Annotated in this window: 21 protein-coding genes and 1 tRNA gene; 9 read left to right on the forward strand and 13 right to left on the reverse strand. The window is 58.5% G+C overall.

The annotated features are described in order from the left end of the window. Positions 1 to 65: 65 nt before the first annotated feature. A complete protein-coding gene (polA, locus tag Q4E11_RS03045) occupies positions 66 to 2,711 on the reverse strand; it encodes a DNA polymerase I (RefSeq protein WP_303163566.1) in 2,646 nt (881 codons plus the stop codon). Between the two features lie 371 nt (positions 2,712 to 3,082). Here polA and Q4E11_RS03050 point away from each other — a divergent pair, with 371 nt between their 5' ends. From Q4E11_RS03050 to Q4E11_RS03060, 3 genes are all read left to right on the forward strand, one after another. Beyond that, complete coding sequence (locus Q4E11_RS03050) at positions 3,083 to 3,673, forward strand: TetR/AcrR family transcriptional regulator (protein WP_303163567.1); 591 nt, start codon at positions 3,083 to 3,085, stop codon at positions 3,671 to 3,673. Positions 3,674 to 3,905: 232 nt separating this feature from the next. Next, the gene (locus Q4E11_RS03055) at positions 3,906 to 4,871 is read left to right on the forward strand and encodes a DUF368 domain-containing protein (protein WP_303163569.1); all 966 of its coding nucleotides are present in this window, start codon (positions 3,906 to 3,908) and stop codon (positions 4,869 to 4,871) included. Between the two features lie 51 nt (positions 4,872 to 4,922). Beyond that, a tRNA-Leu gene (locus tag Q4E11_RS03060) sits at positions 4,923 to 4,996 on the forward strand. A gap of 362 nt (positions 4,997 to 5,358) precedes the next feature. On the opposite strand, the gene Q4E11_RS03065 is transcribed toward Q4E11_RS03060, so the two are convergent. Both Q4E11_RS03065 and Q4E11_RS03070 read right to left on the reverse strand, forming a co-directional pair. Further along, positions 5,359 to 6,018 carry an Ltp family lipoprotein gene (locus Q4E11_RS03065; protein ID WP_303163572.1) on the reverse strand — a complete coding sequence of 220 codons (660 nt, stop codon included), beginning with the start codon at positions 6,016 to 6,018 and terminating at the stop codon, positions 5,359 to 5,361. Positions 6,019 to 6,148: 130 nt separating this feature from the next. Then, the gene (locus tag Q4E11_RS03070; RefSeq protein WP_303163574.1) at positions 6,149 to 7,420 is read right to left on the reverse strand and encodes an O-acetylhomoserine aminocarboxypropyltransferase/cysteine synthase family protein; all 1,272 of its coding nucleotides are present in this window, start codon (positions 7,418 to 7,420) and stop codon (positions 6,149 to 6,151) included. A 334-nt stretch (positions 7,421 to 7,754) separates the two neighbouring features. On the opposite strand from Q4E11_RS03070, the gene Q4E11_RS03075 reads away from it, so the two are divergent. The 4 genes from Q4E11_RS03075 to ehuA all read left to right on the forward strand — a co-directional run bounded on the left by Q4E11_RS03075 (position 7,755) and on the right by ehuA (position 11,767). Then, complete coding sequence (locus tag Q4E11_RS03075) at positions 7,755 to 9,050, forward strand: NADP-dependent malic enzyme (RefSeq protein ID WP_303163575.1); 1,296 nt, start codon at positions 7,755 to 7,757, stop codon at positions 9,048 to 9,050. A 68-nt stretch (positions 9,051 to 9,118) separates the two neighbouring features. After that, the gene (locus Q4E11_RS03080) at positions 9,119 to 10,012 is read left to right on the forward strand and encodes an ABC transporter substrate-binding protein (protein WP_303163576.1); all 894 of its coding nucleotides are present in this window, start codon (positions 9,119 to 9,121) and stop codon (positions 10,010 to 10,012) included. Next, a complete protein-coding gene (locus Q4E11_RS03085; protein ID WP_303163578.1) occupies positions 10,013 to 10,993 on the forward strand; it encodes an amino acid ABC transporter permease in 981 nt (326 codons plus the stop codon). Beyond that, the gene (ehuA, locus tag Q4E11_RS03090) at positions 10,994 to 11,767 is read left to right on the forward strand and encodes an ectoine/hydroxyectoine ABC transporter ATP-binding protein EhuA (RefSeq protein ID WP_303163580.1); all 774 of its coding nucleotides are present in this window, start codon (positions 10,994 to 10,996) and stop codon (positions 11,765 to 11,767) included. It begins immediately after the preceding gene. 20 nt (positions 11,768 to 11,787) lie between these two features. Here the strand turns inward: ehuA and Q4E11_RS03095 are convergent, their stop codons facing one another. The 3 genes from Q4E11_RS03095 to Q4E11_RS03105 all read right to left on the reverse strand — a co-directional run bounded on the left by Q4E11_RS03095 (position 11,788) and on the right by Q4E11_RS03105 (position 14,603). Continuing rightward, positions 11,788 to 12,549, reverse strand: a complete 762-nt coding sequence (locus Q4E11_RS03095; RefSeq protein WP_303163581.1) for a sulfite exporter TauE/SafE family protein — start codon at positions 12,547 to 12,549, stop codon at positions 11,788 to 11,790. Positions 12,550 to 12,620: 71 nt separating this feature from the next. Then, positions 12,621 to 13,964, reverse strand: coding sequence for an NADP-specific glutamate dehydrogenase (gene gdhA / locus Q4E11_RS03100; protein ID WP_303163963.1), 1,344 nt, complete (start codon positions 13,962 to 13,964; stop codon positions 12,621 to 12,623). A gap of 255 nt (positions 13,965 to 14,219) precedes the next feature. After that, positions 14,220 to 14,603: a hypothetical protein gene (locus tag Q4E11_RS03105; protein WP_303163584.1), complete on the reverse strand. Its 384-nt coding sequence runs from the start codon at positions 14,601 to 14,603 to the stop codon at positions 14,220 to 14,222. A 108-nt stretch (positions 14,604 to 14,711) separates the two neighbouring features. Here Q4E11_RS03105 and Q4E11_RS03110 point away from each other — a divergent pair, with 108 nt between their 5' ends. Together Q4E11_RS03110 and Q4E11_RS03115 are read left to right on the forward strand one after the other, a co-directional pair. Next, positions 14,712 to 16,088, forward strand: a complete 1,377-nt coding sequence (locus tag Q4E11_RS03110) for a DUF4921 family protein (protein ID WP_303163586.1) — start codon at positions 14,712 to 14,714, stop codon at positions 16,086 to 16,088. Between the two features lie 110 nt (positions 16,089 to 16,198). Beyond that, complete coding sequence (locus tag Q4E11_RS03115; RefSeq protein WP_303163588.1) at positions 16,199 to 17,476, forward strand: amidohydrolase; 1,278 nt, start codon at positions 16,199 to 16,201, stop codon at positions 17,474 to 17,476. Positions 17,477 to 17,674: 198 nt separating this feature from the next. On the opposite strand, the gene pyk is transcribed toward Q4E11_RS03115, so the two are convergent. The 7 genes from pyk to Q4E11_RS03150 all read right to left on the reverse strand — a co-directional run bounded on the left by pyk (position 17,675) and on the right by Q4E11_RS03150 (position 25,399). After that, the gene (pyk, locus tag Q4E11_RS03120; RefSeq protein WP_303163591.1) at positions 17,675 to 19,090 is read right to left on the reverse strand and encodes a pyruvate kinase; all 1,416 of its coding nucleotides are present in this window, start codon (positions 19,088 to 19,090) and stop codon (positions 17,675 to 17,677) included. 33 nt (positions 19,091 to 19,123) lie between these two features. Then, a complete protein-coding gene (lgt, locus tag Q4E11_RS03125; protein ID WP_303163966.1) occupies positions 19,124 to 20,137 on the reverse strand; it encodes a prolipoprotein diacylglyceryl transferase in 1,014 nt (337 codons plus the stop codon). A gap of 7 nt (positions 20,138 to 20,144) precedes the next feature. Further along, positions 20,145 to 20,924: a tryptophan synthase subunit alpha gene (trpA, locus tag Q4E11_RS03130; RefSeq protein ID WP_303163594.1), complete on the reverse strand. Its 780-nt coding sequence runs from the start codon at positions 20,922 to 20,924 to the stop codon at positions 20,145 to 20,147. After that, positions 20,925 to 22,214, reverse strand: coding sequence for a tryptophan synthase subunit beta (gene trpB, locus Q4E11_RS03135; RefSeq protein WP_303163595.1), 1,290 nt, complete (start codon positions 22,212 to 22,214; stop codon positions 20,925 to 20,927). It lies immediately after the preceding gene. Between the two features lie 113 nt (positions 22,215 to 22,327). Then, positions 22,328 to 23,137: an indole-3-glycerol phosphate synthase TrpC gene (gene trpC / locus Q4E11_RS03140; protein WP_303163596.1), complete on the reverse strand. Its 810-nt coding sequence runs from the start codon at positions 23,135 to 23,137 to the stop codon at positions 22,328 to 22,330. 6 nt (positions 23,138 to 23,143) lie between these two features. Next, positions 23,144 to 23,842, reverse strand: a complete 699-nt coding sequence (locus tag Q4E11_RS03145; protein WP_303163598.1) for a TIGR02234 family membrane protein — start codon at positions 23,840 to 23,842, stop codon at positions 23,144 to 23,146. Positions 23,843 to 23,854: 12 nt separating this feature from the next. Continuing rightward, positions 23,855 to 25,399, reverse strand: a complete 1,545-nt coding sequence (locus Q4E11_RS03150) for an anthranilate synthase component I (RefSeq protein WP_303163600.1) — start codon at positions 25,397 to 25,399, stop codon at positions 23,855 to 23,857. Positions 25,400 to 25,540: the final 141 nt, after the last annotated feature.

The following is a 25,540-nucleotide window of genomic DNA, read 5'->3' on the forward strand; positions in this document are numbered from 1 at the left end:
AAGTTCGCAGTCCACCCAAATGCACTCGCCCGAGCTAACTTCCGAGCTAGCACGGCATCTATTAACTAATGAGCCGCGGCATCCCAATTCACACCCGCCCCAATGGAAACATCCAGCGGCACCAAAAGCTCCGCTGCAGAGTCCATTTCACGGTGGAGCAATTCCTTAATAGCGTCCTCTTCCCCGCTGGCAACTTCGACAACCAATTCATCGTGAACCTGCAAGAGGACACGGGAGCGAAGCTTTTTCCGTCGTAAAGCATCGTCGACCCGAAGCATCGCAATCTTGATGATGTCCGCCGCAGAACCCTGAATCGGTGAGTTCAGTGCGGCGCGCTCGGCATTGTCGCGGGCGATGCGGTTGTCGGCGTTGAGCTCGGGCAGATAGCGACGGCGATCGAACATCGTGGCGGTGAAGCCGTCCTTGCGCGCCTGCTCGACGACCTTGTGAAGGTAATCGCGCACGCCGCCAAAGCGCTCGAAATAGTCATCCATGAGCTTCTTGGCCTCGCGCTGCGGAATATCCAGCTGCTGCGCCAGCCCAAAAGCACTCAGACCGTATGCCAAGCCGTAGCTCATCGCCTTCACGCGACGACGCAGCTCCGGCGTGACCTCATCAATACCCACGCCAAAGACCTTGGAGCCGACGTAATTGTGCAGGTCCTCGCCCTGGCGGTAGGCCTCAATGAGACCTGGATCCTGCGACAGATGCGCCATGACACGCATCTCAATCTGCGAGTAGTCGGCGGTAATCAGCTGCGAATACCCCTCGCCCACCACGAACGACTCGCGAATCCTGCGCCCAAACTCCGTGCGCACCGGAATGTTCTGCAGGTTCGGATCGGTCGACGACAGACGCCCCGTGGCTGCCACGGTCTGGTTGAACGTCGTGTGAATACGACCATCATCAGCGACGGCCTTAATCAGGCCCTCGACGGTCGACTTCATCTTCTGAGACTCACGGAACTTCAGCAGATAATCCAAAAACGGGTGCGGATTGACCTTCGCCAACCCCTCAATTTCCTTCGCCGCCGTGGAATAGCCGGTCTTCGTCTTCTTGGTCTTCGGCATCCCCAGCTGGTCAAACAGAACCTCTTGCAACTGCTTTGGCGATCCGAGATTCAGCTCAGGCTTATCGACGAGGTTGCGAGCCTCCCTCTCCGCGTCATCGGTAGCCGCCTGCGCCTGCGCCCGCAGCTCCTCGAGAGAGTCAAGATCAACGGCGATGCCAGCTCGCTCCATCCGTGCCAGAACTGGGGCCAGGGGAACTTCCAAATCAGCGTAGACGGTGTAGAGACCGGCCTCATCGAGTTCAATGGCCAGCTGAGCTGCCAGGTCGATGATGGCGGCGACGTGAGTGGCATCCTCAACGGGGCCGTCGAGCAGCGTGAGCTGACCATCGACCTGCGTGAGCGTGCGACCAAGATGGCGCTGGACAATATTGTCCAGGCTGTAGCTGCGCTGGCTGGGGCGCAGCAGGTAGGCGGCCAGGAAAGTGTCGTGGATGATTCCCGCCAGCTCGAGCTCGTAGTTCCACAGCGCATGCATGGCCGACTTGGAATCATGCAGCAGCTTCGGATGATCGCTAGCCAGCCAATCGCGCAGCGCGTTGTCATCGTCACTACCGAGCTCACCCAAGTCCAGGCTGATGGCCTGACCGGCGGTCTTACCTTCCTCATCGGAGGAGCCAATAATTAAGGTGTGCTCCCCGACCTGCAATGCGGTCGGCTGCTGAAGAGCTTCGAGCCAGGGACGCAAGGCGCCGTCGTCAAGCGAGACGATTTCCAGCTCGGTTGCGGATTCCGCCTGCGAGGCAGTGACGCCGGCGCCTTCTATAGAGAGTGTGCGGAAGACACGCTCGCGGAGGTTGTCGCCGAATTCGAGGCGATCGAAGAAGTCGATGATGCCCTGCGCGTCGGCGGGACGCAGCTCCAGCTCATCGGGACCATATGGCAAGGGCAGATCCTTGACCATCTCGGTGATATCGCGATTGAGCTGGACATTGGCAATGCGCTCGCGGAAGTTATCGCCGACCTTGCCGCGGATTTCATCGGCATTGTTGATGAGATTTTCCAGGGTGCCGTACTGGACAATCCACTTGGTGGCAGTCTTCTCACCGACGCCTGGGATGCCCGGCAGGTTGTCGGAAGGGTCACCACGCAGAGCGGCGAAGTCTGGGTACTGCGCAGGGGTGAGGCCATACTTCTTTTCAATGGCCGCTGGCGTGAAGCGATGGAGAGTTGTGACACCGCGCATTGGATAGAGAACAGTCGTGGTGTCATTAACCAACTGGAAGGAGTCACGATCACCGGTGACAATCAGGGTTTCAAACCCCTCGGGCTTCGCCTGCGTTGCCAGCGTGGCGATGATGTCATCGGCCTCATAGTTATCCTTCTCCAGGGTGACGATGCCCATCTCTTTGAGGACCTGCTGAATCAGCGGAACCTGACCGCGGAACTCCTCGGGAGTCTTTTCTCGCTGTGCCTTATATTCCGGGAACATCTCATTGCGGAACGTCTCACGGGAGACATCGAAGGCGACGGCCACATGCGTCGGTTTTTCCTCGCTGAGGATGTTGGACAGCATGGACAGGAAGCCATATACCGCGTTTGTGGTCTGCCCAGCCGTAGTGGAGAAATTATCCACCGGCAAGGCGAAAAATGCGCGGAAGGCCATGGAATGACCGTCGATGAGCATCAGGGTCTTCTTCATGACACCCCAGTCTAGGAAATATTCGCGACGCCAGAGCGGCCGGGGCACATAGAGCAAGATACTGATATTATTATCGGCTCTTTAGCGTAACCAGTTATCAATCCGCAACTGCCGTTTACCAAAGTCAATTTCTGGATGCGTGACAGATTTGCAAATCTGAAAAACGATACAGCAACTACTTATTATTTTCCTGACACTTCTTACAAAATCTCATACTTTGTTGAACAACCTAACACCGTTCGCTTTACACTTGCTAAGGGTGTGAACCACCCCCCTCTTGTGGGTAACTAAGAGTAAAAACGTCCACGTCCAAGGCTTGAACGCCGATTTAGTTTCAATAGTTTTGCATCAATAGATTTAGAATCTTCTGCATGAGCGAGTTCGAATCCACTGATTTCCCCCGCAGCGCCCAAACCACACGGGAGCGCATCATCTCGGCTGCGGCGGCACATTTTGCGCGCAAACCACTGCGCAACGTGCCACTGAAGGAAATCGCCAACGACGCCGGCGTTAGCGCTCCACTGATCATCAAGTACTTCGGCTCCAAGGAAGGCTTGATGTCCGAACTGATTGATTTTAGTCAGTTCGTAGGTGCCATCAATAAGACGGAATTCAGCAAGCTCGGCTACCAGATGGCCGACTCGGTTCTGACCGGCTACGGGCTCAATGGTCAGTCGATGATTCCGCTGATTATCTCCTCGCTTGATTCGCAGGAGACCGCCGAGATCATTGCCAAGCGCTTTGACGAGGCCATCGCTAACGACCTAATCCGTCGTATCCACGAAGAAAGCCCGGATGAAATTTCGCGCGAAACCGCCGTCTACCGCAGTCAGATGGCTGTGGCTCTCTGCGCGGGCTACCTAGTTCTCTCTCACTCCCGAATGATTGACGAGAGCAACGCCCCACAGATTTCCGTGGAAACCCTCGGCAAGACCCTCCAGCAGATTATCGAGCACGGATAACCAATAAAACTTTCAGCTCGCAGTCTGTCCACTGGTATGAGACTGCAATTAAGCACGTAGATTTTACGGACTTAGGCTCGCACTGAGCAGCACCCCGGACCGGGGTGCTGCTCTTTTATTTTGGGCTTTTTCATCGCATTCGGGGCGAGGCGCTGGGGCCGTCGTAAAGCGAGAACGAACTCACACGCGAAATTATGCTTCTTCTCATGTGCTCGGCCTACAATTGCGTGCGATGTCTAATGAAAATTTGAGCGCTCCCGGCACTGAGTCAACCGCGAGCCCTTACTCTGAAATTCCGAAGCCGACACCCCTTGGCACTGTTGCCAACGTAGTGCGCGGTGGACTCATTGGCCTTGCCGAGACCATCCCCGGCGTCTCCGGCGGTACGCTTGCGCTAATCACGGGCATCTACGGGCGCCTGATTGAATCAGCAAAGCGCATTACCGATTTGCCACGGGCGATTTCCAAGGGCAATTTCAACCAGGCGTTGCGCAAGATTGACTGGTGGCTGCTGATTCCGGTGGCGATTGGCATGCTGGCCGCCGTCTTTTCAATGGCCGGCGTGATGGAGAACTTCGTCACCAACCAGCCGGTCGCCTCGCGTGCTCTCTTCATGGGCATGATCGCCGCGTCGATTACCATTCCGCTGCAGGAGCTACCTAAGGGCGCTCTGCGTCAGCCGGGCATGCGCGGCAAGGCCATCGCGGTGTTCGCCATCTTCGCCATCGCACTGTTTGCCCTTACTTCCCTGCCGCAGGCCGCGCCGACACAACCGCCCCTGTGGCTGGTACTCATCGCCGCCTCGATTGCCGTGTGCGCGCTGGTTCTGCCGGGCGTTTCCGGCTCCTTCTTCCTGCTGGTGATTGGCCTTTACGCACCGACCATGGCTGCCGTACACGACCGCAACCTGGCTTATATTGGTACCTTCGCTGTCGGCGCACTGATTGGTATCGTGCTGTTCATTCGCTTCCTGGAGTGGCTGCTAAGCAACCATCAGACGCTGACCCTGTTCGCCATGTCCGGTCTCATGCTCGGTTCTCTGCGCGCACTGTGGCCATGGCAGTCCGACAACAACGAGCTCCAGGGCATCGGCTCCGATTGGGGGCTGGCGCTGGGACTCTTCATCCTCGGCGCGGCAATTGTCAGCATTGTTGCCTGGGCACAGCGCCGTTTTTCTAATTCGGGGTCGATGGACTAGACTAGTCAAAGTCGCTTCGATAGAGCGTTTACGCTTATCGACGGCTTTTGCGCCCCTGTAGCCCAATTGGCAGAGGCAACGGATTCAAAACCCGTCCAGTGTGAGTTCGAGTCTCACCGGGGGCACGATTTTAAAACCCGCTTTCATCAGGTGTTTTTCCTGGTGGGGGCGGGTTTTTGATTTAACTGAGAATGCGGCACTGCTGCGTCGGCTTACCACGCAGTGGCGCGGTTACCTCGGACTTTCCTTCCCAGTCGCTGATACCCGACCGGTTGATAAACGGCACAATTTGGCGCGCCGAGGTTGTACTGCTGGCATTCGGTCTATTGCCAGGCCACACTTCGACGCATCCAAGACGGCTTCCACTTCACCAGTAGCCGTTTAGCGTGCAGCAAATACATTCTGGTGAAGCGCAAGCCGTCCTTTTGCAGTATGCCTCCGATTGAGCCACGGCCAATTGGCGTGATCGGGAAGCGAAGCCCGCTGCCTACAGGTTATCCACCGCGTACTGAGCCTCTTCCGGAGTAAACTGCTCACCATACTCCGAGGTCAGCTGTTCGTAGATGGCATCCGGCGACATGGCCATACTGTCCTGGTAACTGCGCGCCTTCTCCAACGCGTTGTTGTTCCAGTCTGCTTCCAGATTGTCCATCGCATATTGTGCAGCCTCAGCCGAGAACTTCTCGCCATACTCGGAGGTCAGCTGGTCATAAATACCCTGCTTCGACATATGCATCATCTCCGAGTATGTCTTGGCCTTGCGCAGGGCGCTCTTGTACTCAGCGGGCACCTCCTCATTCTGCTCTGCGTCCGACCCGCCAGTGAAGTCCGCGTTTTCCAGCGACTCTGAGCCGAGTGCAGATCCAGCCTCTGCGGAAATGCTGTTCGCCGAGGTCATCGCTGAGTTAGAGCCGGAGTCGGAGTCAGTGCCACCGAGGCTAGAAGCTACAGCAACGACGACAATCACAGCGGCAGCAATACCGCCCCACTTGAAGCAACCGCCCTTTTTCTTTTCCTGCGGCGCTGGCGGAAATTGCGCTGCTGGATCAGCTGACGGGTGCTGGTAGAACTGCGCGTCCTGCGGTGTCTGCATACCCTGCGGGTTCTGCGGACCGTATGGGTTCTGGGAGAAATTGGTGTCGGACATAGGAAAGGCCTCCTGAGTAGAAGTAGCAATGGACAGTCAGATTTTCTGCCGTCATTTGGGACTATCTCAGGAGGCCCGGATTGGTAATCCTTAAGTACGAACGGAGATTCGAAAAAGGACGCTTACTTCCCTACTTCTCCACCTGCGCCAGTGCCTGCTCAATGTCAGCAATAAGGTCATCAACGTTTTCCAGGCCGATGGACAGGCGCACCAGGCCAGGAGTAATACCGACAGCTGGGAGCTGCTCATCTGGAACCTGGCGGTGAGTAGTCGATGCTGGGTGCAGCACACAGGAGCGCGCATCGGCCACGTGAACCTGACGGGTGACAATCTTCAGCGCATCCATAAAGGTCGTACCAGCTTCGCGGCCACCCTTAAGATCAATCGTGACCACACCAGAACCACCCTTGAGGTACTTCTGAGCAATCTCGTAGTACGGGGAAGACTTCAGGCCGGGGTAACGGACGTCGTTAAGCACATCGGTGCGCGACTCCAGATATTCGGCGACCTTCTGTGCATTCTCACAGTGGCGCTGCATGCGGACGTCCAGACTTTCGAGGGACTGATTTAGCATGAATGCCGAGTGCGCGGCTGGGTATGCGCCAAAGTCGCGCTGAAGCTGCATGCGCGCCTTGATGACGAATGGCGCGGCGGCGTAGTCCTTGGTGTAGATGACACCGTGGTAGGACTCGTCAGGCTCGGTAAAGTCTGGAAACTTGCCATTAGTGAAGTCGAATTTGCCGGAGTCAACGATAACGCCACCGACCTGGATAGCATGACCGTCCATGTACTTCGACGTGGAGTGGACGACAATGTCGGCGCCGTGCTCGATCGGCTTGCACAGAATCGGAGTGGCGAAAGTGCTGTCGACAATGAAGGGCACGCCCTGACCGTGCGCGATACGCGCGAACTTTTCAATGTCGAGAACGCTCATCGACGGGTTTGCGATGATTTCGCCAAACAGCGCCTTAGTATTCGGCTTGAATGCTGCTGCGATTTCCTCTTCCGAAGCATCCTGATTGACAAAGATGGCCTCAATGCCGAAGCGCTTGAGCGTGGTGGCGAAAAGGTTGGAGGTACCTCCGTAAATCTCGGAGGAGGTCACAATGGAGTCGCCGGCCGAACAGATATTCATGATGGCCAGTGCAGTTGCGGCCATACCCGACGTTGTCGCCATCGCTGCCGCGCCACCTTCGAGATCAGCAATCTTTTCCTCGACCGCCATCACTGTCGGGTTGGCGAAGCGGGAGTAAATCAGCGCGTGAGTTGGCTCATCAAAGACGGCTGCGATGTCATCCGAGGAGTCGAAGGTGTAGGTCGTCGACTGGATGATTGGGACCTGGCGTGGGTCTTTATTGCCCGGGACATAGCCGGAGTGGATGAGCTTGGTCTGGTCTTGCATGGGGAAAGAATGCACCTTTCAATCGATTGAATATCGATTATAGGACTCAGGTCACATACGAAGGCTGGGTGCCTGCCCCATGGTTTGCCGTTTTGCCCAGCCCCTCCCAAGCCCCTCCCAAATCCCTCCCAAATTCCACCAAAATTTCCTTTTCACCCGCCTTAGTCCATATAATGAGACTCTAATCCCATATAGCAAGACTTGTTGTGATTGACGCACACCTCAACGTGTCACAACACGCGGTCTTTGCTCCCGGCTTAGCGCACTGCCCCACCCCGCAGCATTTGGCGCAGTCGAGTTTTCATAGCAACTCAACACGTTTTGGACTCTCATCATGCCTGCCGCAAATTCCTCCGCCCCCACCACAGCCACAACACAGAAGGCAAATCTCCACGCCGTGCCAGAAAACAGCTCTGCTTCTAGCTCCAACAACTCCCAGCCCATCACCGACGCTGAGATTTTCGAGGCACACAAGGGCGGCAAGCTCCGCTCCAGCTCCACGATGAAGCTGGAGACCATCCGCGACCTTTCCATCGGCTACACCCCAGGTGTGGCTCGCGTCTGCGAGGCAATCCACGACGATCCCGCCCTGGCGCGCACCTACACCTGGACCGGCCAGAACGTCGCCGTCATCTCCGACGGCACCGCAGTCCTCGGCCTCGGCGACATCGGCCCCAAGGCCGCACTTCCGGTCATGGAGGGAAAGGCCCAGCTCTTCGAGCAGTTCGCTGGCATCTCCGCCGTGCCAATCGTTCTGGATACCCTCGATACGGAGGAAATCATCCAGACGGTCAAGGCGCTGGCACCGTCGTTTGGCGGCGTGAACCTCGAAGACATCTCCGCGCCACGCTGCTTCGAGATTGAGCAGCGTCTGGACCAGGAGCTGGACATCCCGATTTTCCACGACGATCAGCACGGCACCGCAATCGTCATTGCCGCCGGCCTGATCAACGCCTGCAAGCTCACTGGACGCAGCATGCAGGACCTGCGCGTGGTCATCTCCGGCGCGGGTGCGGCAGGCGTGGCAGCCACGAAGATGCTGCTCGCCGCCGGTGTGCAGGACATCATTGTGGTCGATTCGCGAGGCATCATTCACCCCGACCGCGAGCCGCTCAGCGACATCAAGCAGTGGGTCGCCCGCATGACAAATCCGCGCGGCATAAAGGGCGAGGTCGCCGATGCGCTTGACGACGCTAACGTCTTCATCGGCGTTTCTGCAGGCGTTGTCGGCGAGGAGAAAATCGCCCGCATGGCGGCCAATCCCATCCTGTTCTCCCTGGCCAACCCAACGCCGGAGATTCCAATGGATGTTGCGCGCAAGTACGGCTCTGTCGTGGCCACCGGTCGCTCGGATCATCCGAACCAGATTAATAACGTGCTGGCTTTCCCAGGCCTATTCCGTGGCGCGTTGGAGGCCGGCGCTAAGCGCATCACTGAGACCATGAAGCTGGCTGCAACGCAGGCGATTGCGAATGTGGGTGTCGATGAGCTCTCCGCCGACCGCATCATTCCTTCTCCGCTGGATCCACGGGTCATGCCGGCCGTTGCAAAGGCCGTTCGTGACGCAGCCTTGAGCGATCCGGCCTCCGGTGCCGCCGAAGCGATGGTTATCGGCGAGACGGAGCGATAAAATACATCCCTTCTCCAAAGGGGTGGCGATAACTAAGGTTACGCTCAGGATGGGTAATATCTTCAGATATGAAAAGACCCATCGCATTGGCGGCTGCCACGCTAGCTGCGACCTTGACTTTGGGGCTTACCGGCTGCGTCACCAATGACGAAAGCGGTAACCCCGAGGGCTGGTCGGAGATTAAGCCAGCAGTTGTCCCAGAACTCGCGGAGCAGGTCCCGGACAGTATCCGTGCCAGCAAAACGCTGCGCATCGGCACCAATCCCACGTTTGCCCCAGCGGAGTTTAAGGACTCCCACGGCAACATCATTGGTTTTGATATCGATCTCGCCCGTGCCATGGCCAGCGTCCTTGGCCTCGAGCTACAAATTCAGGAGCAGGACTTCTCGCTGATTCTGCCCGCTCTGTCCGCTGGCGCAGTCGACCTCGGTGTCTCCGGTTTCACTTCCAACGAGGAACGCCGCAAGACCTACGACTTCGTCGATTATCTCGACACCGGCCTTCAGTGGGCTCGTCGCCCCGGCAATGACGCTAGCTCCGATAATTACTGTGGTAAAACGATTGCTGTTCAGCGCAATACCGTTGCGGACATGGAAGATCTGCCCGTGAAGAACCAGGACTGTCTGGATCGCGGGCTGCCGGGTATTAACAAGTTGGCCTACCAGGATGCCGGTACGGCTGCCACCACGGTCGTCTTGGGCCGAGCTGACGCTCTGGCCGCTGACTCCCCTGTGAGTGCCTACGCGGTCAACCGCTCGGAGGGCAAGCTCGAGTTGGCCGGTGATATTTACGACGGCGCTCCGTTCGGCTTTGCCGTGCCGAAGGACTCCGAGTTTGGCCCCGTCCTGGTCGAGACCCTGCAGTATCTCATTGACAACGGCCAGTACCAGGAAATCCTGACAACCTGGGGTCTGGAAGACGGTGCATTGGAACGCGCCACTCTAAATGGAGAGGAACTTTAAGTGAGCGACTCATCAGCGTCTGGTGCCCGTCACGAGGCAACCCAGGCCGAACTCAACGAGACCATTAAGGCCAAACCGCTGCCCCATCCGGGCCGCTGGATAACAGCTGCCATTTTGCTGGCGCTTTTCGTCTGGTTCATCATCGGTGCCGCCCGCAACGAGGCTTACCACTGGGATGTCTACTTCCAGTACCTATTCGACACTCGCATTGCCCAAGCCGCCGGTTGGACCATTGCACTGACTGTTCTGGCCATGCTCATCGGTATTGTCGGCGGTGCCATCATTGCCGTGCTCCGCATGTCCGACAACCCTGTGCTGTCCACTGTTTCTTGGTTCTATCTGTGGGTCTTCCGAGGCACACCGGTCTACGTGCAGTTGGTTTTCTGGGGTCTACTTGGAACCATCTACACCTCCATTGACCTGGGCTTCGCTGAGATCGATCTCAGCAGTGTCCTGTCCAACACCTTCGTGCTGGCATTCGTCGGCCTTGGCTTGAATGAGTCCGCATATATGGCCGAAATTGTCCGTGCTGGTATTCAGGCTGTCCCAGAGGGCCAGACTGAGGCATCGAAGGCACTGGGCATGAGCTGGTGGCAGACTGTGCGCCGCACCGTCCTGCCGCAGGCTATGCGCATCATCATCCCGCCGACGGGCAACGAATTTATCTCCCTGCTGAAGACCACTTCCCTGGTTATCGCAGTGCCGTTCTCGCTGGAGCTCTACGGTCGCTCCACCGACATCGCCAATGCCCTATTCCTGCCGGTGCCGATGCTGTTGGTCGCCGCCACGTGGTACCTGGTCATCACCTCGATCCTGATGGTCGGCCAGTTCTACCTCGAGCGCTACTTCGCCCGCGGCGCTACCCGCCAGCTCACCGCCCGTCAGCTCGCCGCGCTTGCCGACGCCGAAGGTGTGCCGCTTGCAAATGCTCGCGTTGTCGACAAAGACGAAGAGCACTTCTACCGAGAGGATCCGCAGTAAATGACTACCAAAGATTTGATGGTTGAGGCTCAAAAGGTTCGTAAGAACTTTGGCCGACTCGAGGTCCTCAAAGGCATTGATCTGGAGGTTCCGCGCGGAACTGTTACCTGTCTGATTGGCCCTTCCGGCTCGGGCAAGTCAACGCTGCTGCGCTGCATCAACCACCTGGAGAAGGTCAATGCCGGTCGTCTCTACGTCGATGGTTCTCTGATTGGTTACCGCGAGAAGAACGGCACGCTCTACGAAATCTCTGCGGCGGAGGCTGCGCGCCAGCGCCGTGACATCGGCATGGTATTCCAGAACTTCAACCTCTTTCCGCACCGCACAGTGCTGGGAAATATTACTGAGGCACCAGTCCAGGTCAAGGGCGAGTCTCAGGAGAAGGCGGAAAAGCGCGCCATGGAGTTGCTGGAAATCGTCGGCCTGGCACACAAGGCGGATGCCTACCCAGTGCAGCTCTCCGGTGGCCAGCAGCAGCGAGTCGCGATTGCTCGCGCGCTTGCCATGGAACCGAAGCTCATGCTTTTCGACGAGCCAACCTCCGCGCTCGACCCAGAGCTGGTTGGTGAGGTTCTCAACGTCATGCGCGGTCTGGCAGATAAGGGTATGACCATGGTCGTCGTCACGCATGAGATGGGCTTTGCCCGAGAGGTCGCCGACCAGGTTGTATTCATGGCCGACGGTGTCGTTGTAGAAAAGGGCACCCCGGATGAGGTGCTGGGCAACCCGCAGCAGGAGCGCACTCGCAACTTCCTGTCGTCACTGCTGAAGTAACGGGGCAGAATCTGCGGATCTTACGCGCCCACGGTCGCGGAGATGCCGCGGATTAAGGTGACTGCTGCACCGGTGGTCGCCAGCAAAACTGCGAGCTTACGGGCTTGCAGGATGGGCACTCGCTTAGAAATGCGGGTGCCCAAAAATATACCCACCACCAGGGCAATCAAACACAGTGGCCACAACATGACAGGTGTGGTGGCAAAGACTGACTCATCGGCACTGAGCTCTTTAAACAGCAGGGACATTGAGCCAGAGACAAAGAACAGCGGCTGGAGTGTGGCCGCAAATGTCTGAGCCGGCCAGCGAGAGGCCTGTGCATAGACGGTAATGGCTGGTCCTGCAATACCGGCCAGCGTATTCATAAAGCCACCTGCGACACCGGCGGCTACGGCGTACTGTGATCCGTCGACACGCATGCGCTCTGGCATGTACGACGTCACCAACAGCGCGAGCAATACCAGCCCGCCAACCAGGACTTGGAGTGGGCCGCTGGGAGTGTTATGCACCACCCAGGCGCCTGGGAGTGCACCAAAGGCCATCACCGGACCGATTAGCCAGAACTTCTTCCAATCGACATTCTCCCGCACGGAGATGGTCTGCATGACGGCGTTGACGGTGGCGAGCACGTTGATAATCAGAATGCCAGCGACAGGCCCTGCAATCAGTGAGAGAACTGGTCCGCCTAGAAGCCCCAACCCCATGCCCGCTACTCGCTGCATCAGCGCCCCGATAAAGATTGTTGCCACAATTAAGACAAAGGCCCACACTGATAACTCCATGGGAGGGAGTTTACAGTGTGGGCCTGTGCCTTACCCGAAGGATTGGGCGCGGGGATTCGTCGTCAAGCGAATTAGATGACGCCCTGTGCCAGCATTGCGTTAGCGACCTTCTTGAAGCCTGCGATGTTAGCGCCGAGCACGTAGTCACCTGCGTGATCGTACTCAGCTGCGGTGGCCTCGCAGTTCTTGAAGATGTTGGTCATGATGCCCTTCAGGCGCTCGTCGGTGTACTCGAAGGACCAGGAATCGCGGGTGGCGTTCTGCTGCATTTCTAATGCGGAGGTAGCAACGCCACCAGCGTTTGCAGCCTTACCCGGTGCGAAGTGGACACCGGCTTCCTTGAACACGTCGATAGCCTCTGGGGTGGACGGCATGTTCGCACCCTCGGCGACGAAGCGGCAGCCATTTTCAACCAGCATCTTGGCGTCGTCACCGTTGAGCTCATTCTGAGTTGCACACGGCAGTGCGACATCGGCCTTGAGCTCCCAGATGTTGCCACCCTTGTGGAACTCTGCGCCGTCGGCCTCAGCTGCGTACTCGGAGACGCGCGCACGGCGGACTTCCTTGACGTCCTTGAGCAGTTCCAGGTCAACGCCGTTCGGGGTGGAGACGTAACCGGAGGAGTCGGAGAAACCGACCACGGTTGCGCCCAGTTCCTGAGCCTTGGCAATTGCGTAGATGGCGACGTTGCCGGATCCAGAAACGATGACCTTCGCGCCGTCGAAGCTGGCACCGTTGGCCTTCATCATCTCTTCGGTGAAGTAGACGCAGCCGTAACCGGTGGCCTCGGTGCGGACCAGGGAACCGCCCCAGGTCAGGCCCTTACCGGTGAGGACACCGGACTCGTGCTGGTTAGCCATACGGCGGTACTGGCCGAACAGGTAGCCAATCTCGCGGCCGCCGACACCGATGTCACCGGCCGGGACGTCGCGGTACTCACCGATGTGACGGTGCAGCTCAGTCATGAACGACTGGCAGAAACGCATGATTTCCAGCTCGGACTTGCCCTTCGGGTCGAAGTCGGAGCCACCCTTGCCGCCACCGATTGGCAGGCCCGTCAGGGAGTTCTTGAAAATCTGCTCGAAGCCCAAGAACTTAATGATGCCCAGGTTCACGCTCGGGTGGAAGCGCAAGCCGCCCTTGTACGGGCCGAGTACGGAGTTGAACTGAACGCGGAAACCGCGGTTGACCTGGACCTGACCCTGGTCATCGACCCACGGCACGCGGAAGATAATCTGACGCTCTGGTTCACACAGACGCTGAACCAAGCCGTAGTCACCGTAGTGTGGGTCCTTTTCCAGGACGACCTTCAGCGACTCCAGGACCTCTGCCACGGCCTGGTGGAACTCCGGTTCACCGGCGTTTCGGGTAAGAATCTGGTCATAAAGTCCCGAAACCTTCTGCTCGATATTCAAAATAAACCTCTCTGCGTAACCATTTGCGACGCCCACGGAAGACACAACAACCGCGGTTGTAAACCGCTGCCGGTCGCCATATCTCAGTGGCACAGGTTCTGTGCACAAGGACTGGGCAATTACTGATATTAAAGCGGATATAAGTATACAACGGCAGCACGCTGGGAAAACTTAAAACTTTGCGCACTACACCCGTTGAACACTGCCCAAAAAGCTATCGCAGCGAGTTACACTTTTCATCAATTTGGTAGGAAATTACCTAAATACGGCGACATTCCATGGGTACGTTGCGACAGATTCGAGCATCTCGTCAAACTCTCGCAGCACCGGATCCGGGGGCAATTCTGAACGGGGGGTCAGTAGTTCTGAGAGGTCCATTGCAAGCTCATTGAGCGAGCCCCCGTGCTGCTCAAATTTCAGTACGTAGCGGAAAACCTTCCTATCTTCTAGGGACTCCTTCGGATTCTCGCGCTCCCACTGCTCCACCAATTGCGCATCAGTCTCCGCAGAAGCCAAGGAGACATCCACATCACTAATTCGGCCAGCTCGGTCAAAATCATCGAGCTTGGTTCGGAATGCCTGGGCCAGGGACTCGGCGTCCGCCGGCTTCACAAGGCAGTTAAATACGATTGTCGACATAGCAATCAGGCTAAGCCACCGCAGGCGGGCTGACAATCGATGACGTCGTCACGCATCCGCCGCGTCTTAGCGCGCGCCCACCGTCGACGAAGACGTAATGTGGAGTTTATGCAGGCACCTAGGAATCCGCTCATCACGCTTGCCGACGGCACGGTTAAGCAAGTCAATCCTTTTTCCGGTACTCAGGTCTGGACTGTTCCGGGCCGTGGAAATCGGCCGCTGGGCATTAAGCACGTCGACCCGCAGCCACTGACCGACAAAGATTTTGGCAGTCGCGATTCCTTCGGTTGGAACAATCTGCTGCAGACCCCGCCGGAGAAAGCCCGCGTCGTCGCCGATGATTCGGTTTTCGGCGGCTACCGCATTGTCACCGGCGTGCTGCCCGATCAGCTGTTTGATACCACCGCGGAGTTCCGCCGGGTGCCCAACCTCTTTGAGATCGTCACCTATGACTACTGGAAAGATAACTACGGCTTCGAGCCTGACCGCGAGACGCAGCAGCGAATGGAGACTTACCTCGACGATCCGCAGGGCCGCGAGCACGTCCTCAACATCGTGCGTATGCGCCTTCGCGCCGCGGGTAAGAGCGATGAGGACATCGCCGCGCTTTCCGACGAAAAATTGCTGCGCCGCGCACCCAGCTATTTCGCCGGTGGCCATGATGTGATTATTGCCAGGCGCCACTTTGTCGACGGTGCCACGCACGACAATCAGCTGGCCTCCTCCGGAACGCTGACGGTGGCCGAGCACCGCGCGCTGATTGCCTTTACTGTCGAGTCCATCGCTGACCTCTACCGCCGCAACCGCTATGTGCGCTACGTGGTGGCATTCCAGAACTGGCTGAAACCGGCTGGTGCCAGCTTTGACCACTTGCACAAGCAGCTGGTGGCCATTGATGAGCACGGCGAACAGCTCGGCCGTGAAGTCGCCCTAGTGCGCAAAAATCCGAATATTTATAACGAATTCGCTGTGGACTACGCCGCTCGGCACAACCTGATCATTGCGGAAAACGAGCACGCAGTCGCCTTCGCGGGATTCGGACACCGCTACCCTACGCTGGAGATTTATTCGAAGTCTGACGTCTGTGAGCCGTGGCTGCAGACTCGTGCTGAAATTGACGCGATGTCCGATCTTATTCACGCCTGCCATGCCGCAGCGGGTCCGACAATTCCGTGTAATGAGGAATGGCATCACCGCCCGGTGGACTTGGATGCCCGGATGCCATGGCGCGTGATGATCAAGTGGCGCACCTCTAACCTCGCTGGTTTTGAAGGCGGCACGAAGATTTACCTGAACACCATTTCACCATGGGATTTGCGCGACCGCGTAGTCCCGCAGCTCTATCGCTTGCGCGAAACTGGTGCTATCTCAGACAGCATTCACATCGCCACCGAGTGTCAGTGCCTGCCGAATTCGCTGAAGTACAACCCACTGGTGGAAGAAGGCGACCGCCTGTACGGACAATCTTTAGGACCAATTAGCTAATTGGCATATCCGCCAGCGGCAGCTGCTGGCGCAGCGGTAAGGTCGGCTGAATAAAGCACATTGTCTATCCGCCAATCGATTCTTAACTGAAGATAGGAGTAGTAGCCCACGTGAGCCACGATAACGCGCGTTTGGAGCGTATTAACGACATCATTTCGAACTACCGAGTTCCCTTGGACAAGCAGTGGGAGACCTACCGCCACCTGCACCAGAATCCTGAGCTGTCCCAGGCGGAGGAGGACACCGCGCAGTATCTGACTGCAGCGCTGCGGGAGATGGGTACCTATACCGTTCAGGTGGGAATTGGTGGCTACGGCCTGGTTGGTGTCATGGAAAATGGCCCCGGCCCCACGGTGCTGTTCCGCGCTGACATCGACGCTTTGCCCGTTGCGGAGGAAACCGGTGTGGAATTCGCCTCCACTGCTACCGGAACTGCCCGTGACGGCTCCGCCACCGCGGTGATGCACGCCTGTGGCCACGATATGCACATGACTGCTGGCCTTGGTCTTGCCAGCCTGATGGCCGAGGCCAAGGAAAAGTGGTCCGGTACCTTCATTATTTTGTTCCAGCCGGCAGAAGAGCTGGCCAGCGGCGCCACGGCCATGGTCGACAGCGGCCTGGCTGACATTATTCCGAAGCCAGATGTGTGCTTTGGCCAGCACATTGTGCCAGGCCCAGCCGGACAAGTCATGACAATGCCGGGGCCTGCACTGGCCGGCTGCGACACTATTAGCATCACGCTGACCGGTCGCTCCGCGCATGGTTCGATGCCGCACAACGCCATCGACCCGACTTACTTGGCCGCGGCCATTGTCCTGCGACTGCAGGGCATTGTCGGCCGCGAGATTCCCCCGTCGGAGTTTGGCGTCCTTTCCGTCGGTACGCTGCAGTCCGGAAATTCCAACAACACCATTCCAGGGCAGGCCCGCATCGTAGTGAATATCCGCTACTACTCCGATGAGGTCCGCACAAAGCTGATCTCCGGTATTGAGCGTGTGGTGCGCGGTGAATGCGTCGCCTCTGGCACCGAGGTCGAGCCGGTCATTGAGTACTCGGACCACGGCGATGTCACCGATAATGACCAGGTTGTCTTCGATACGATTCGCCCAGTAATGGATGCTGTCCTCGGCGATGACTCCGCCGATGCAGAGCCGTGGACCGCTTCCGAGGACTTCTCCAACATTCCGCGAGCACTGGGCAGCCCCTATGTGTACTGGACTGTGGGTGCGACCCCGCGAAAGCAGTGGGAAGCAGCTGTCGCCGCTGACCGCGTGGTGGAGGATATCCCGTCCAACCACATGCCGACGTTCCTGCCGGACTTCGTTCCAACCGCTCAGTCCACCACCTCAGCCGCCGCCGCTGCGGTGCTGGCCTACCTGGTGAAGTAGGCAGATGCAGCTGGGAGGGCCGACGTAGGTGCCGCGTGGCAGCATGCTTTACGACGATGCCCCCACCTTCCCACCTCCCAGAAACATAAAAGGCTTGTCGGTGAGTTCTTCGAAACTTACCGACAAGCCTTTTCGTACTGGTGTGAAACAGTACTGAGTTAGCAATCAACTATTGCTAACTATTGCTAGATATTGCTACTAGCGGGCGTCCTCACCAATCATGTGGACGTGAATCATGTTGGTATTGCCCTCATTTCCCGGAGGGGTACCAGCAACAACCACAAGGGTGTCGCCGACGCTGTAGCTGTCCATAGCCATCAGCTGCTCATCGATGACCTGCATAATCTCATCGGTGTTGGAGACCTGGCGAACCAGGAAGGTCTCCGCACCCCAGGTCAGTGCCAACTGCGAGCGGACCTGCTGATTAGGCGTGAAGACCAGCAGCGGCAGACGCGAGTGCAAGCGTGCAACGCGACGAGCGGTATCGCCCGAGGTGGTAAAGGCCACCAGAGCGCGAGCGTTCAGGCGCTCACCAATATCGCGAGCTGCGTAGGAAATAACACCGCGCTTAGTGCGTGGCATGTGGGTCAGGGCAGGTACCTCGCCCTCACGCTCTGCGGCGGTGACAATGCGAGCCATCGTCTTGACTGTTGTGGCCGGGTACTTACCCACCGAAGTCTCGCCGGAGAGCATGACTGCATCCGCACCGTCGAGCACAGCATTGGCCACGTCGGAGGCCTCCGCACGTGTCGGACGGGAGTTGGTAATCATGGAATCCAGCATCTGGGTTGCCACGATGACCGGCTTAGCGTTCTCGCGGGCAATCTGGATGGCACGCTTTTGAACCAGCGGTACGTCCTCCAGCGGGACCTCAACACCGAGGTCACCACGGGCCACCATGACGGCGTCGAATGCCAGGATGATGGCCTCGAGGGATTCGATTGCCTCCGGCTTTTCCAGCTTGGCGATAATCGGAACGCGGCGACCCTCTTCATCCATCACAGCGTGGACCAGCTCCACGTCGGACGGCGAACGGACGAAGGACAGTGCGATGAAGTCAACACCCAGCTTCAAAGCGAAGCGCAGGTCTGCAATGTCCTTCTCCGAGAGCGCCGGAACCGAAATGTTCATACCCGGCAGGGAGACACCCTTGTTGTTGGAAACCGGGCCGCCCTCGATAACACGGCACACGACATCATTGCCGTCTACCTCGATACATTCCAGGCCCACCTTGCCGTCGTCGACAAGCAGGCGGTCGCCCGGACGGGCGTCTTCAGCGAGGTTCTTGTAGGTGGTGGAGACGCGGTCGTGCGTGCCCTCCACATCGTCAACAGTAATGCGCACGATTTCGCCGTCGGCCCAGTACGTCGAGTCTTCCTTGAAACGGCCAAGGCGAATCTTCGGCCCCTGCAGATCGGCCAGAATGCCGACCGCGCGACCCGTTGCATCGGATGCTTCACGCACCCAGTGGTAATTCTGAGCGTGATCCTCGTGCTCGCCGTGAGAGAAATTCAGACGGGCAACATCCATACCGGAGTTGACGAGTTCAGTAATTCCCTCCAGCGAAGCAACTGCAGGACCAAGGGTACATACAATCTTCGTTCGTCTAAGCACGAGTTCTAGCCTAGTCGGTAACTGCCGCTCACGTCAGTTGGAAGATTTTCGGGTCTCCTTCGAGATGTCGCGAGCAGTGCCGCCTGCCGCGTTGACCGCGTTGTTCGCCGAGTTGTCCACGGTAACTACCTGGTCTTCTGTCACGTCCGCCGCAGCTTCCGGGCCACGCACGTATTCAGGTGTCTCGCGCTTTTTATCCCGCAGCATCCACAGCACCACCACCGCGCCGATAAAGACAACGGCAGAGGTGATGTTGTTAATGCGCACACCGAAGACCAGTGTGGCTTGGTCCACGCGCATGAGCTCAATGAAGAAACGGCCCAGTGTGTACGCGGCGACATACAGCGCAAACACGCGCCCACCGCCCATGCGGAACTTGCGGTCTGCCCACACAATGACAAGACAGGCGAGGATGTTCCACACCATCTCATAGAGGAACGTGGGGTGTACGACGGCGAGCACTTCGCCTGTCGACGTTCCGGTGACCGGGGCAACCCGCCCGAATTCATCGACTCGCTGGTAAATCTCCAGTCCCCACGGCAACGTTGTCGGCCCACCGTAGAGTTCCTGATTAAACCAATTGCCCAGGCGCCCGATGGCCTGCCCCAAAATAAGTGCAGGAGCTCCAGCATCCAGCAGCGGCGCAAACGGCACCTTGCGCCATTTCGCCACACCCCAGGCCGCCAGCACGCCTAGCACCACAGCACCCCAGATGCCCAAGCCACCATTGGTGATTTTGAAGGCATCGGCGGGGTTGGCACCTGGTCCGAAGTACTTCGGCCAATCCGTTGCCACATGGTAGAGCCTGCCGCCGATAATGCCGGCGGGGATGACGGCAATGGCGATATCGAGGATGACCTCGGGGTCGCCTCCCCTGGCTGCATATCGGCGTTGCGTCCAAAAAATGCCAACGAGGACGCCAATCAGAATCGAGATGGCGTAGCCGCGGATGGGCAGTGGCCCTAATTGCCACACGCCCTGCGACGGCGACGGAATATTTGCGAGATACCTGGTTGCGGTTTCTGCGAGTACAAGCGTGGAGCTCATCAATTCGCTAGCACTCTCCTCGAACGCCTGCTGCAAGTTCGCGGGCAAGCGCCACTAGGTCGTCCTTGCTCCTAGTTGCGGCCTTAATCAGTGCGGAGCCGACAATGACACCGTCGGCAAACTCAGCGATTTCAGCAGCCTGCTGCCCATTGGATACACCGAGACCAACGCATACCGGCGTGTCGGTGACCTGGCGCGTGCGGGCGACCAGTTTGGCGGCGGCGGAGTCCACGCTGGACTGCGCACCGGTAACCCCCATGTGGCTGGTGGCGTACACAAAACCGGTTGAGGAAGTAGCGGTGAGCTGCAGACGCTCGTTGGTGGACGACGGCGCTACAAGCATGATGTTGGACAGACCGTTGGCCTCGGCTGCCTTCATCCACTCGCCTGCCTCTTCCGGAATGAGATCCGGGATAATCGTGCCGCAACCACCGGCCGCGGCCAGATCTTCGGCGAAGCGCTCTGGGCCGTACTGCAAGATTGGGTTCCAGTAGCTCATCACCACGCAGGTACCACCATGCTCGGTGACCTCGCGGACAACTCGCATCACCTCGCGGGAACGAAAACCCGCATCCAGAGCCACGTTAGCGGCATCCTGAATGGTCGGGCCGTCCATCATCGGGTCAGAAAACGGCAGACCCACCTCAATAATGTCGGCACCGGCATCGACAATGGCCTTAATGTTCTCGATGGACTCATCCGTGGTGGGAAAGCCCGCTGGGTAGTAACCGATAAACGCTGCGCGGTTTTCCTCGCGGACCTTGGCAAAGACATCGCTCAAGCTCATTTAGGACTCCTCCATCAAGTCGAACCACTTGGCTGCGGTGTCGACATCCTTATCACCGCGACCGGAGATATTGACAATGATCAGCGGCTTGCGGCCCAGCTCTTCCCGCAGGCCATCGGAAATAAGACGTGCTGCTGCAACTGCGTGGGCGGACTCAATCGCAGGCAGGATGCCCTCCATCTGCGTGAGATCCTTGAACGCCTGCATTGCCTGAGTATCGGTCACCGGCAGGTACTGCGCACGGTGAATATCGGCCAGGTACGAGTGCTCTGGGCCAACGCCTGGGTAATCCAAACCGGCGGAAATCGAGTGTGACTCTGTAATCTGACCATCTTCGTTCTGCATCAGGGCAGCGAACGAGCCCTGGAACACACCGGGGTTGCCGCCTGCGGAAATCGGTGCTGCATGACGCCCGGTTTCCACACCGTCACCGCCAGCTTCTGCACCAATCAGGCGCACCGAATCATCATCAATGAAGTGGTGGAATGCGCCAATTGCATTGGAACCGCCGCCGACACAAGCCACAACGGCGTCGGGAAGTATGCCGGTCTCTGCGAGAATCTGCTGACGTGCCTCAGCGCCGATGATGCGCTGGAAGTCACGCACCATTGTTGGGAATGGATGAGGGCCGGCGGCGGTACCGAAGCAGTAGTAGGTGTCGTCGGCATGCGAGACCCAGTAACGCATGGCCTCGTTGATGGCGTCCTTCAGTGTCTTCGAGCCGAGTTCGACCTCGATGACCTCCGCGCCGAGCAGGCGCATACGCGCAATGTTCAGGCGCTGACGCACTGCGTCGACCTTGCCCATGTAAATGCGGCAGTTGAGCCCCAGCAGCGCACATGCGGTCGCGGTGGCGACACCGTGTTGACCGGCACCAGTTTCGGCAATGATGTTCTTCTTGCCCATGCCTTTGGCCAACAGCACCTGGCCCAACACATTGTTGATTTTGTGGCTACCGGTGTGGTTGAGGTCTTCGCGCTTGAGCCACACCTCTGCGCCGATGTCGGCGGAGAATTTCTCCGCGTAGTACAGCGGCGAGGGTCGGCCGACATAGGTGCGCTGAAGGCGGTCGAGTTCATCAAGAAAATCCTGATCGACGCGGGCCTTCGCGTACCCATCGGTGACCTCACCAATCACGGCCATCAGTGCCTCCGGCACGAACTGGCCGCCCCACTTGCCCCAATGGCCAATGCCATTGGACTCATGGTTGGTCGTCTCCGCGATAACCTGCCCCATTGTGGGCAAGCGGTCACCGCGGGCATCCTGGTTCTTGAAATCCTGGTCACTCACAGTTACCTATTGTGGACTATCCCACCGCGAGTGTGGGACATAAGGCCTAAGAAACTGTGGGAAATCGGATAACTTCTCCCCCGCCTGCTCACTGACTGAGCCAGGCGGATCTGCTATTTTTCGCTGCGCAGTGTGGGGTGGACACCGGCGGCAACGAGACGTCGACACGCATCGCCTGGCTTGCCAGCCGTTACCAGTCCCTCGCCCACCAACACTGCGTCAGCGCCGTGGGAGGCGTAGTAGCGCAGCTCCTCCGGCCCCTTCACACCGGACTCCGCCACCTTGACCACACCCTCCGGCAGCATCGGCGCCAGGCGCTCGAAGACGGTCAGATCGACATCGAGAGTCTTCAGATTGCGGGCGTTGATACCTAGAATCTTGGCGCCCGCAGCTTCAGCGCGCTCGACCTCTTCGGCCGTATGCGCTTCGACGAGAGCGTTCATGCCCAGAGATTCTGTGCGGTCCAGCAGGGACTCCAGCGTCGGCTGATCCAGCGCCGAGCACATCAGCAGCACCAAGTCAGCGCCGTGCGCACGTGCCTCATGCACCTGATACGGAGTGACAATGAAGTCCTTGCGCAGCACCGGAATGTTCACCGCGCGACGCACGGCATCCAAGTCAGCCAGCGAGCCGTGGAAGCGGCGCTCTTCGGTCAGACACGAAATGACTGCCGCCCCGCCCTGCTCATACTCCGCCGCCAGCACATCCGGCGCTGGGATGTCCGCCAACGCGCCCTTCGACGGCGACGCGCGTTTGACCTCGGCGATTACCTGCACACCCGGCTTGGCCAGTGCAGCCACCGCATCAATCGGCGACGGCGCCTTGAGCGAAAGCTCCTTGATTTCACGATAGGAAATCCGCGTCTCGCGGGCTGCTAAGTCCTCGCGGACCCCTTCAATAATGCTATCCAGAACGTTAGCCACGGTCGATTACTCCTTAGTTTTCTCATCCACGCGAGCGTCACGCTCTTGGTCTGCGAGATCCTGATCCATATCCGTCGGATCGACGCCCGCATCGAGCGCGTCCCACAGCACACGTCCCGACTGGCCGTCTTCCTTCAAATCCTCAGTAATGCGCTGGCGGCGCACCTCTGGGGTCTCATACGCACTGGACTTCTGCTTCTTCACAGCGCCGGGGTTACGCACCATCAATACGGCACCGACCAGCGCCAACGCGCACGATACCAGGGCCAGCACCGGCCCCAGGGCATGAATTTCGATCGCGTTGATCTGTGCCCAGTCAGACACCGTCACTGCATCGCTGGCACGCTGTGAGGCGCTTCCCGACGTCAACAGATCCAGTGCCCTCTGCCCATCAACACCATCTTCCCCACCGCTGAGCAGGACCATCGGTGTCCACGAAGCCGCAATGGCGAGCACAGCGGCAAGCGCACCGACAATGCGGCGGCCCAGGGAGCCCATGATGGTTGTGGCAAATAGTGCGGCCAGCAGCGCCAACGCAATGGAGGTCATCGCTGGCGCCCAGACGGCACCAACCAAATCCGTTGTTGTCGGACCGGCCTTGTCATCGATTGTGCTGACCGTCAACCACGGCCGCTGGCTGCTGAGCCAGAGCCCCAACGCGGACAGGCCAATGAGCCCTCCGGACACAAAAGTCTTCGACTTCACTTGCGAGACCTCCTATCTCCTTGCCGCTGGCACCAGTGTCTCAGCGGCCGCGACGGCGCGCAGCACAGCCGCGGCTTTATTGCGCGTCTCTTCATCTTCGGCGATGGGGTCGGAATCGCTGACAATTCCACCGCCGGCCTGGACATAGACCGTGCCACCCTTTTTCACACCGGTGCGGATGGCAATCGCCTGATCGGTATTACCCCTGAAGTCAAAGTAACCGACGGTGCCACCGTAGACACCTCGGCGAGTATCTTCCAGATGATCAATGATGCTCAGCGCCGATGGCTTCGGCGCACCGGACAGCGTGCCTGCCGGGAATGTTGCAGCAAAGGCATCGACTGCCGTGGCATCTTCTGCGAGCTCACCGGTGACCGTAGAGACTAAATGCATCACGTGACTGTAGCGCTCAATGTGGCGGAAATCATGCACGACGACGCTGCCCGGACGGCATACCCGACCGAGGTCATTGCGGCCAAGATCGACCAGCATCAGGTGCTCACTGTTTTCTTTTTCATCCGCGAGCAAGTCAGCTTCCAGTGCATTGTCCTGCTCCACGGTGGCGCCACGCGGACGAGTACCCGCGATTGGGTTGGTAATGACCTCGCTGCCGTGGACTGCCACGAGTGACTCCGGGGATGAGCCGACAATTTGAAAAGCGGTGTCAGAAAAGTCCTTCGTTGGCACATTGACCAGGAACATATACGGCGACGGATTAGATGTGCGCAGAATGCGGTAGATATCAAAAGCCGAGGCCTGTGTGTCCATCTCGAACCGCTGCGACAGCACAATCTGAAAGGCATCACCGGCACGAATGTGCTCCTTACACACCTCAATGCGACGCATGTGTTCTTCCGCGGTGCGCTGGCGACGCACCTTTGGTTCTGGATAGCTGACCTCTGCAGGGCGCAAATCCGACGGTTCTGCCAGACGCGCGACCATGTCATTTACGCGGTCACAGGCGCGGCCATAGGCTTCATCAATACGCTCATCCGAGCCATCCCAGTTCACCGCATTGGAGATTAACCACAGCACGCCCTCATGGTGGTCAAAAGCTGCCAAGTCCTCCACCAACAGCTGCATGAGCTCTGGGATCTGCAGGTCATTGTCCGTGGTATCCGGCAGCTGCGGCTCAATGTAGCGAATGGTGTCATGCCCGAAGTAGCCAACGAGCCCGCTGGTGAGCTTTGGCACCGAAGCATCGTCGGCAAGCGGGAGCTCCGTATGCAGCAACTCCAGCGTCCGCGCCAGCGCATCGAGCGGATTGCCCCCTTCAGGCGCGCCGTGTGGGGCGTTACCAATCCACGTGGCTTCACCGTTGTCATCGACCGAAAGTGCTGCGCGCGAACCGCAACCGATAAATGACCACCGCGACCACGATTGCCCCACATCAGAGGACTCGAGCAAGAAAGTACCGGGACGATCGGCCGCCAACTTCCGGTATGCCGACAGCGCAGTTTCGCCGTCTGCCAATACCTTCCGAATAACGGGCACGACCCGATGATGTGCGGCCAGTTCGCGGAAGCTCTCCCGCGTGGTCATGGTGATACGAGTCATAGCCGCTATTGTGCCACGCACACCGGATTGCGCCGAACATAACCCCGCATCATTGATGGATTACCTCACGATTGATGGTGTCCGTGCGAGGCTTCTGCCGGGTATTCTGCAACGCGCCTCTCTCGACCAACGCGCTTTCGT

It is taken from the genome of Corynebacterium sp., from assembly GCF_030532195.1.
Classification (GTDB): domain Bacteria; phylum Actinomycetota; class Actinomycetes; order Mycobacteriales; family Mycobacteriaceae; genus Corynebacterium.

Excerpts from the sequence above, each read along its gene's own strand:
- polA (WP_303163566.1), bottom strand. The coding sequence starts at position 2,711 with ATGAAGAAGACCCTGATGCTCATCGACGGTCATTCCATGGCCTTCCGC.
- Q4E11_RS03050 (WP_303163567.1), top strand. The coding sequence starts at position 3,083 with ATGAGCGAGTTCGAATCCACTGATTTCCCCCGCAGCGCCCAAACCACA.
- Q4E11_RS03055 (WP_303163569.1), top strand. The coding sequence starts at position 3,906 with ATGTCTAATGAAAATTTGAGCGCTCCCGGCACTGAGTCAACCGCGAGC.
- Q4E11_RS03065 (WP_303163572.1), bottom strand. The coding sequence starts at position 6,018 with ATGTCCGACACCAATTTCTCCCAGAACCCATACGGTCCGCAGAACCCG.
- Q4E11_RS03070 (WP_303163574.1), bottom strand. The coding sequence starts at position 7,420 with ATGCAAGACCAGACCAAGCTCATCCACTCCGGCTATGTCCCGGGCAAT.
- Q4E11_RS03075 (WP_303163575.1), top strand. The coding sequence starts at position 7,755 with ATGCCTGCCGCAAATTCCTCCGCCCCCACCACAGCCACAACACAGAAG.
- Q4E11_RS03080 (WP_303163576.1), top strand. The coding sequence starts at position 9,119 with ATGAAAAGACCCATCGCATTGGCGGCTGCCACGCTAGCTGCGACCTTG.
- ehuA (WP_303163580.1), top strand. The coding sequence starts at position 10,994 with ATGACTACCAAAGATTTGATGGTTGAGGCTCAAAAGGTTCGTAAGAAC.
- Q4E11_RS03095 (WP_303163581.1), bottom strand. The coding sequence starts at position 12,549 with ATGGAGTTATCAGTGTGGGCCTTTGTCTTAATTGTGGCAACAATCTTT.
- Q4E11_RS03105 (WP_303163584.1), bottom strand. The coding sequence starts at position 14,603 with ATGTCGACAATCGTATTTAACTGCCTTGTGAAGCCGGCGGACGCCGAG.
- Q4E11_RS03110 (WP_303163586.1), top strand. The coding sequence starts at position 14,712 with ATGCAGGCACCTAGGAATCCGCTCATCACGCTTGCCGACGGCACGGTT.
- lgt (WP_303163966.1), bottom strand. The coding sequence starts at position 20,137 with ATGAGCTCCACGCTTGTACTCGCAGAAACCGCAACCAGGTATCTCGCA.
- trpA (WP_303163594.1), bottom strand. The coding sequence starts at position 20,924 with ATGAGCTTGAGCGATGTCTTTGCCAAGGTCCGCGAGGAAAACCGCGCA.
- Q4E11_RS03150 (WP_303163600.1), bottom strand. The coding sequence starts at position 25,399 with ATGACTCGTATCACCATGACCACGCGGGAGAGCTTCCGCGAACTGGCC.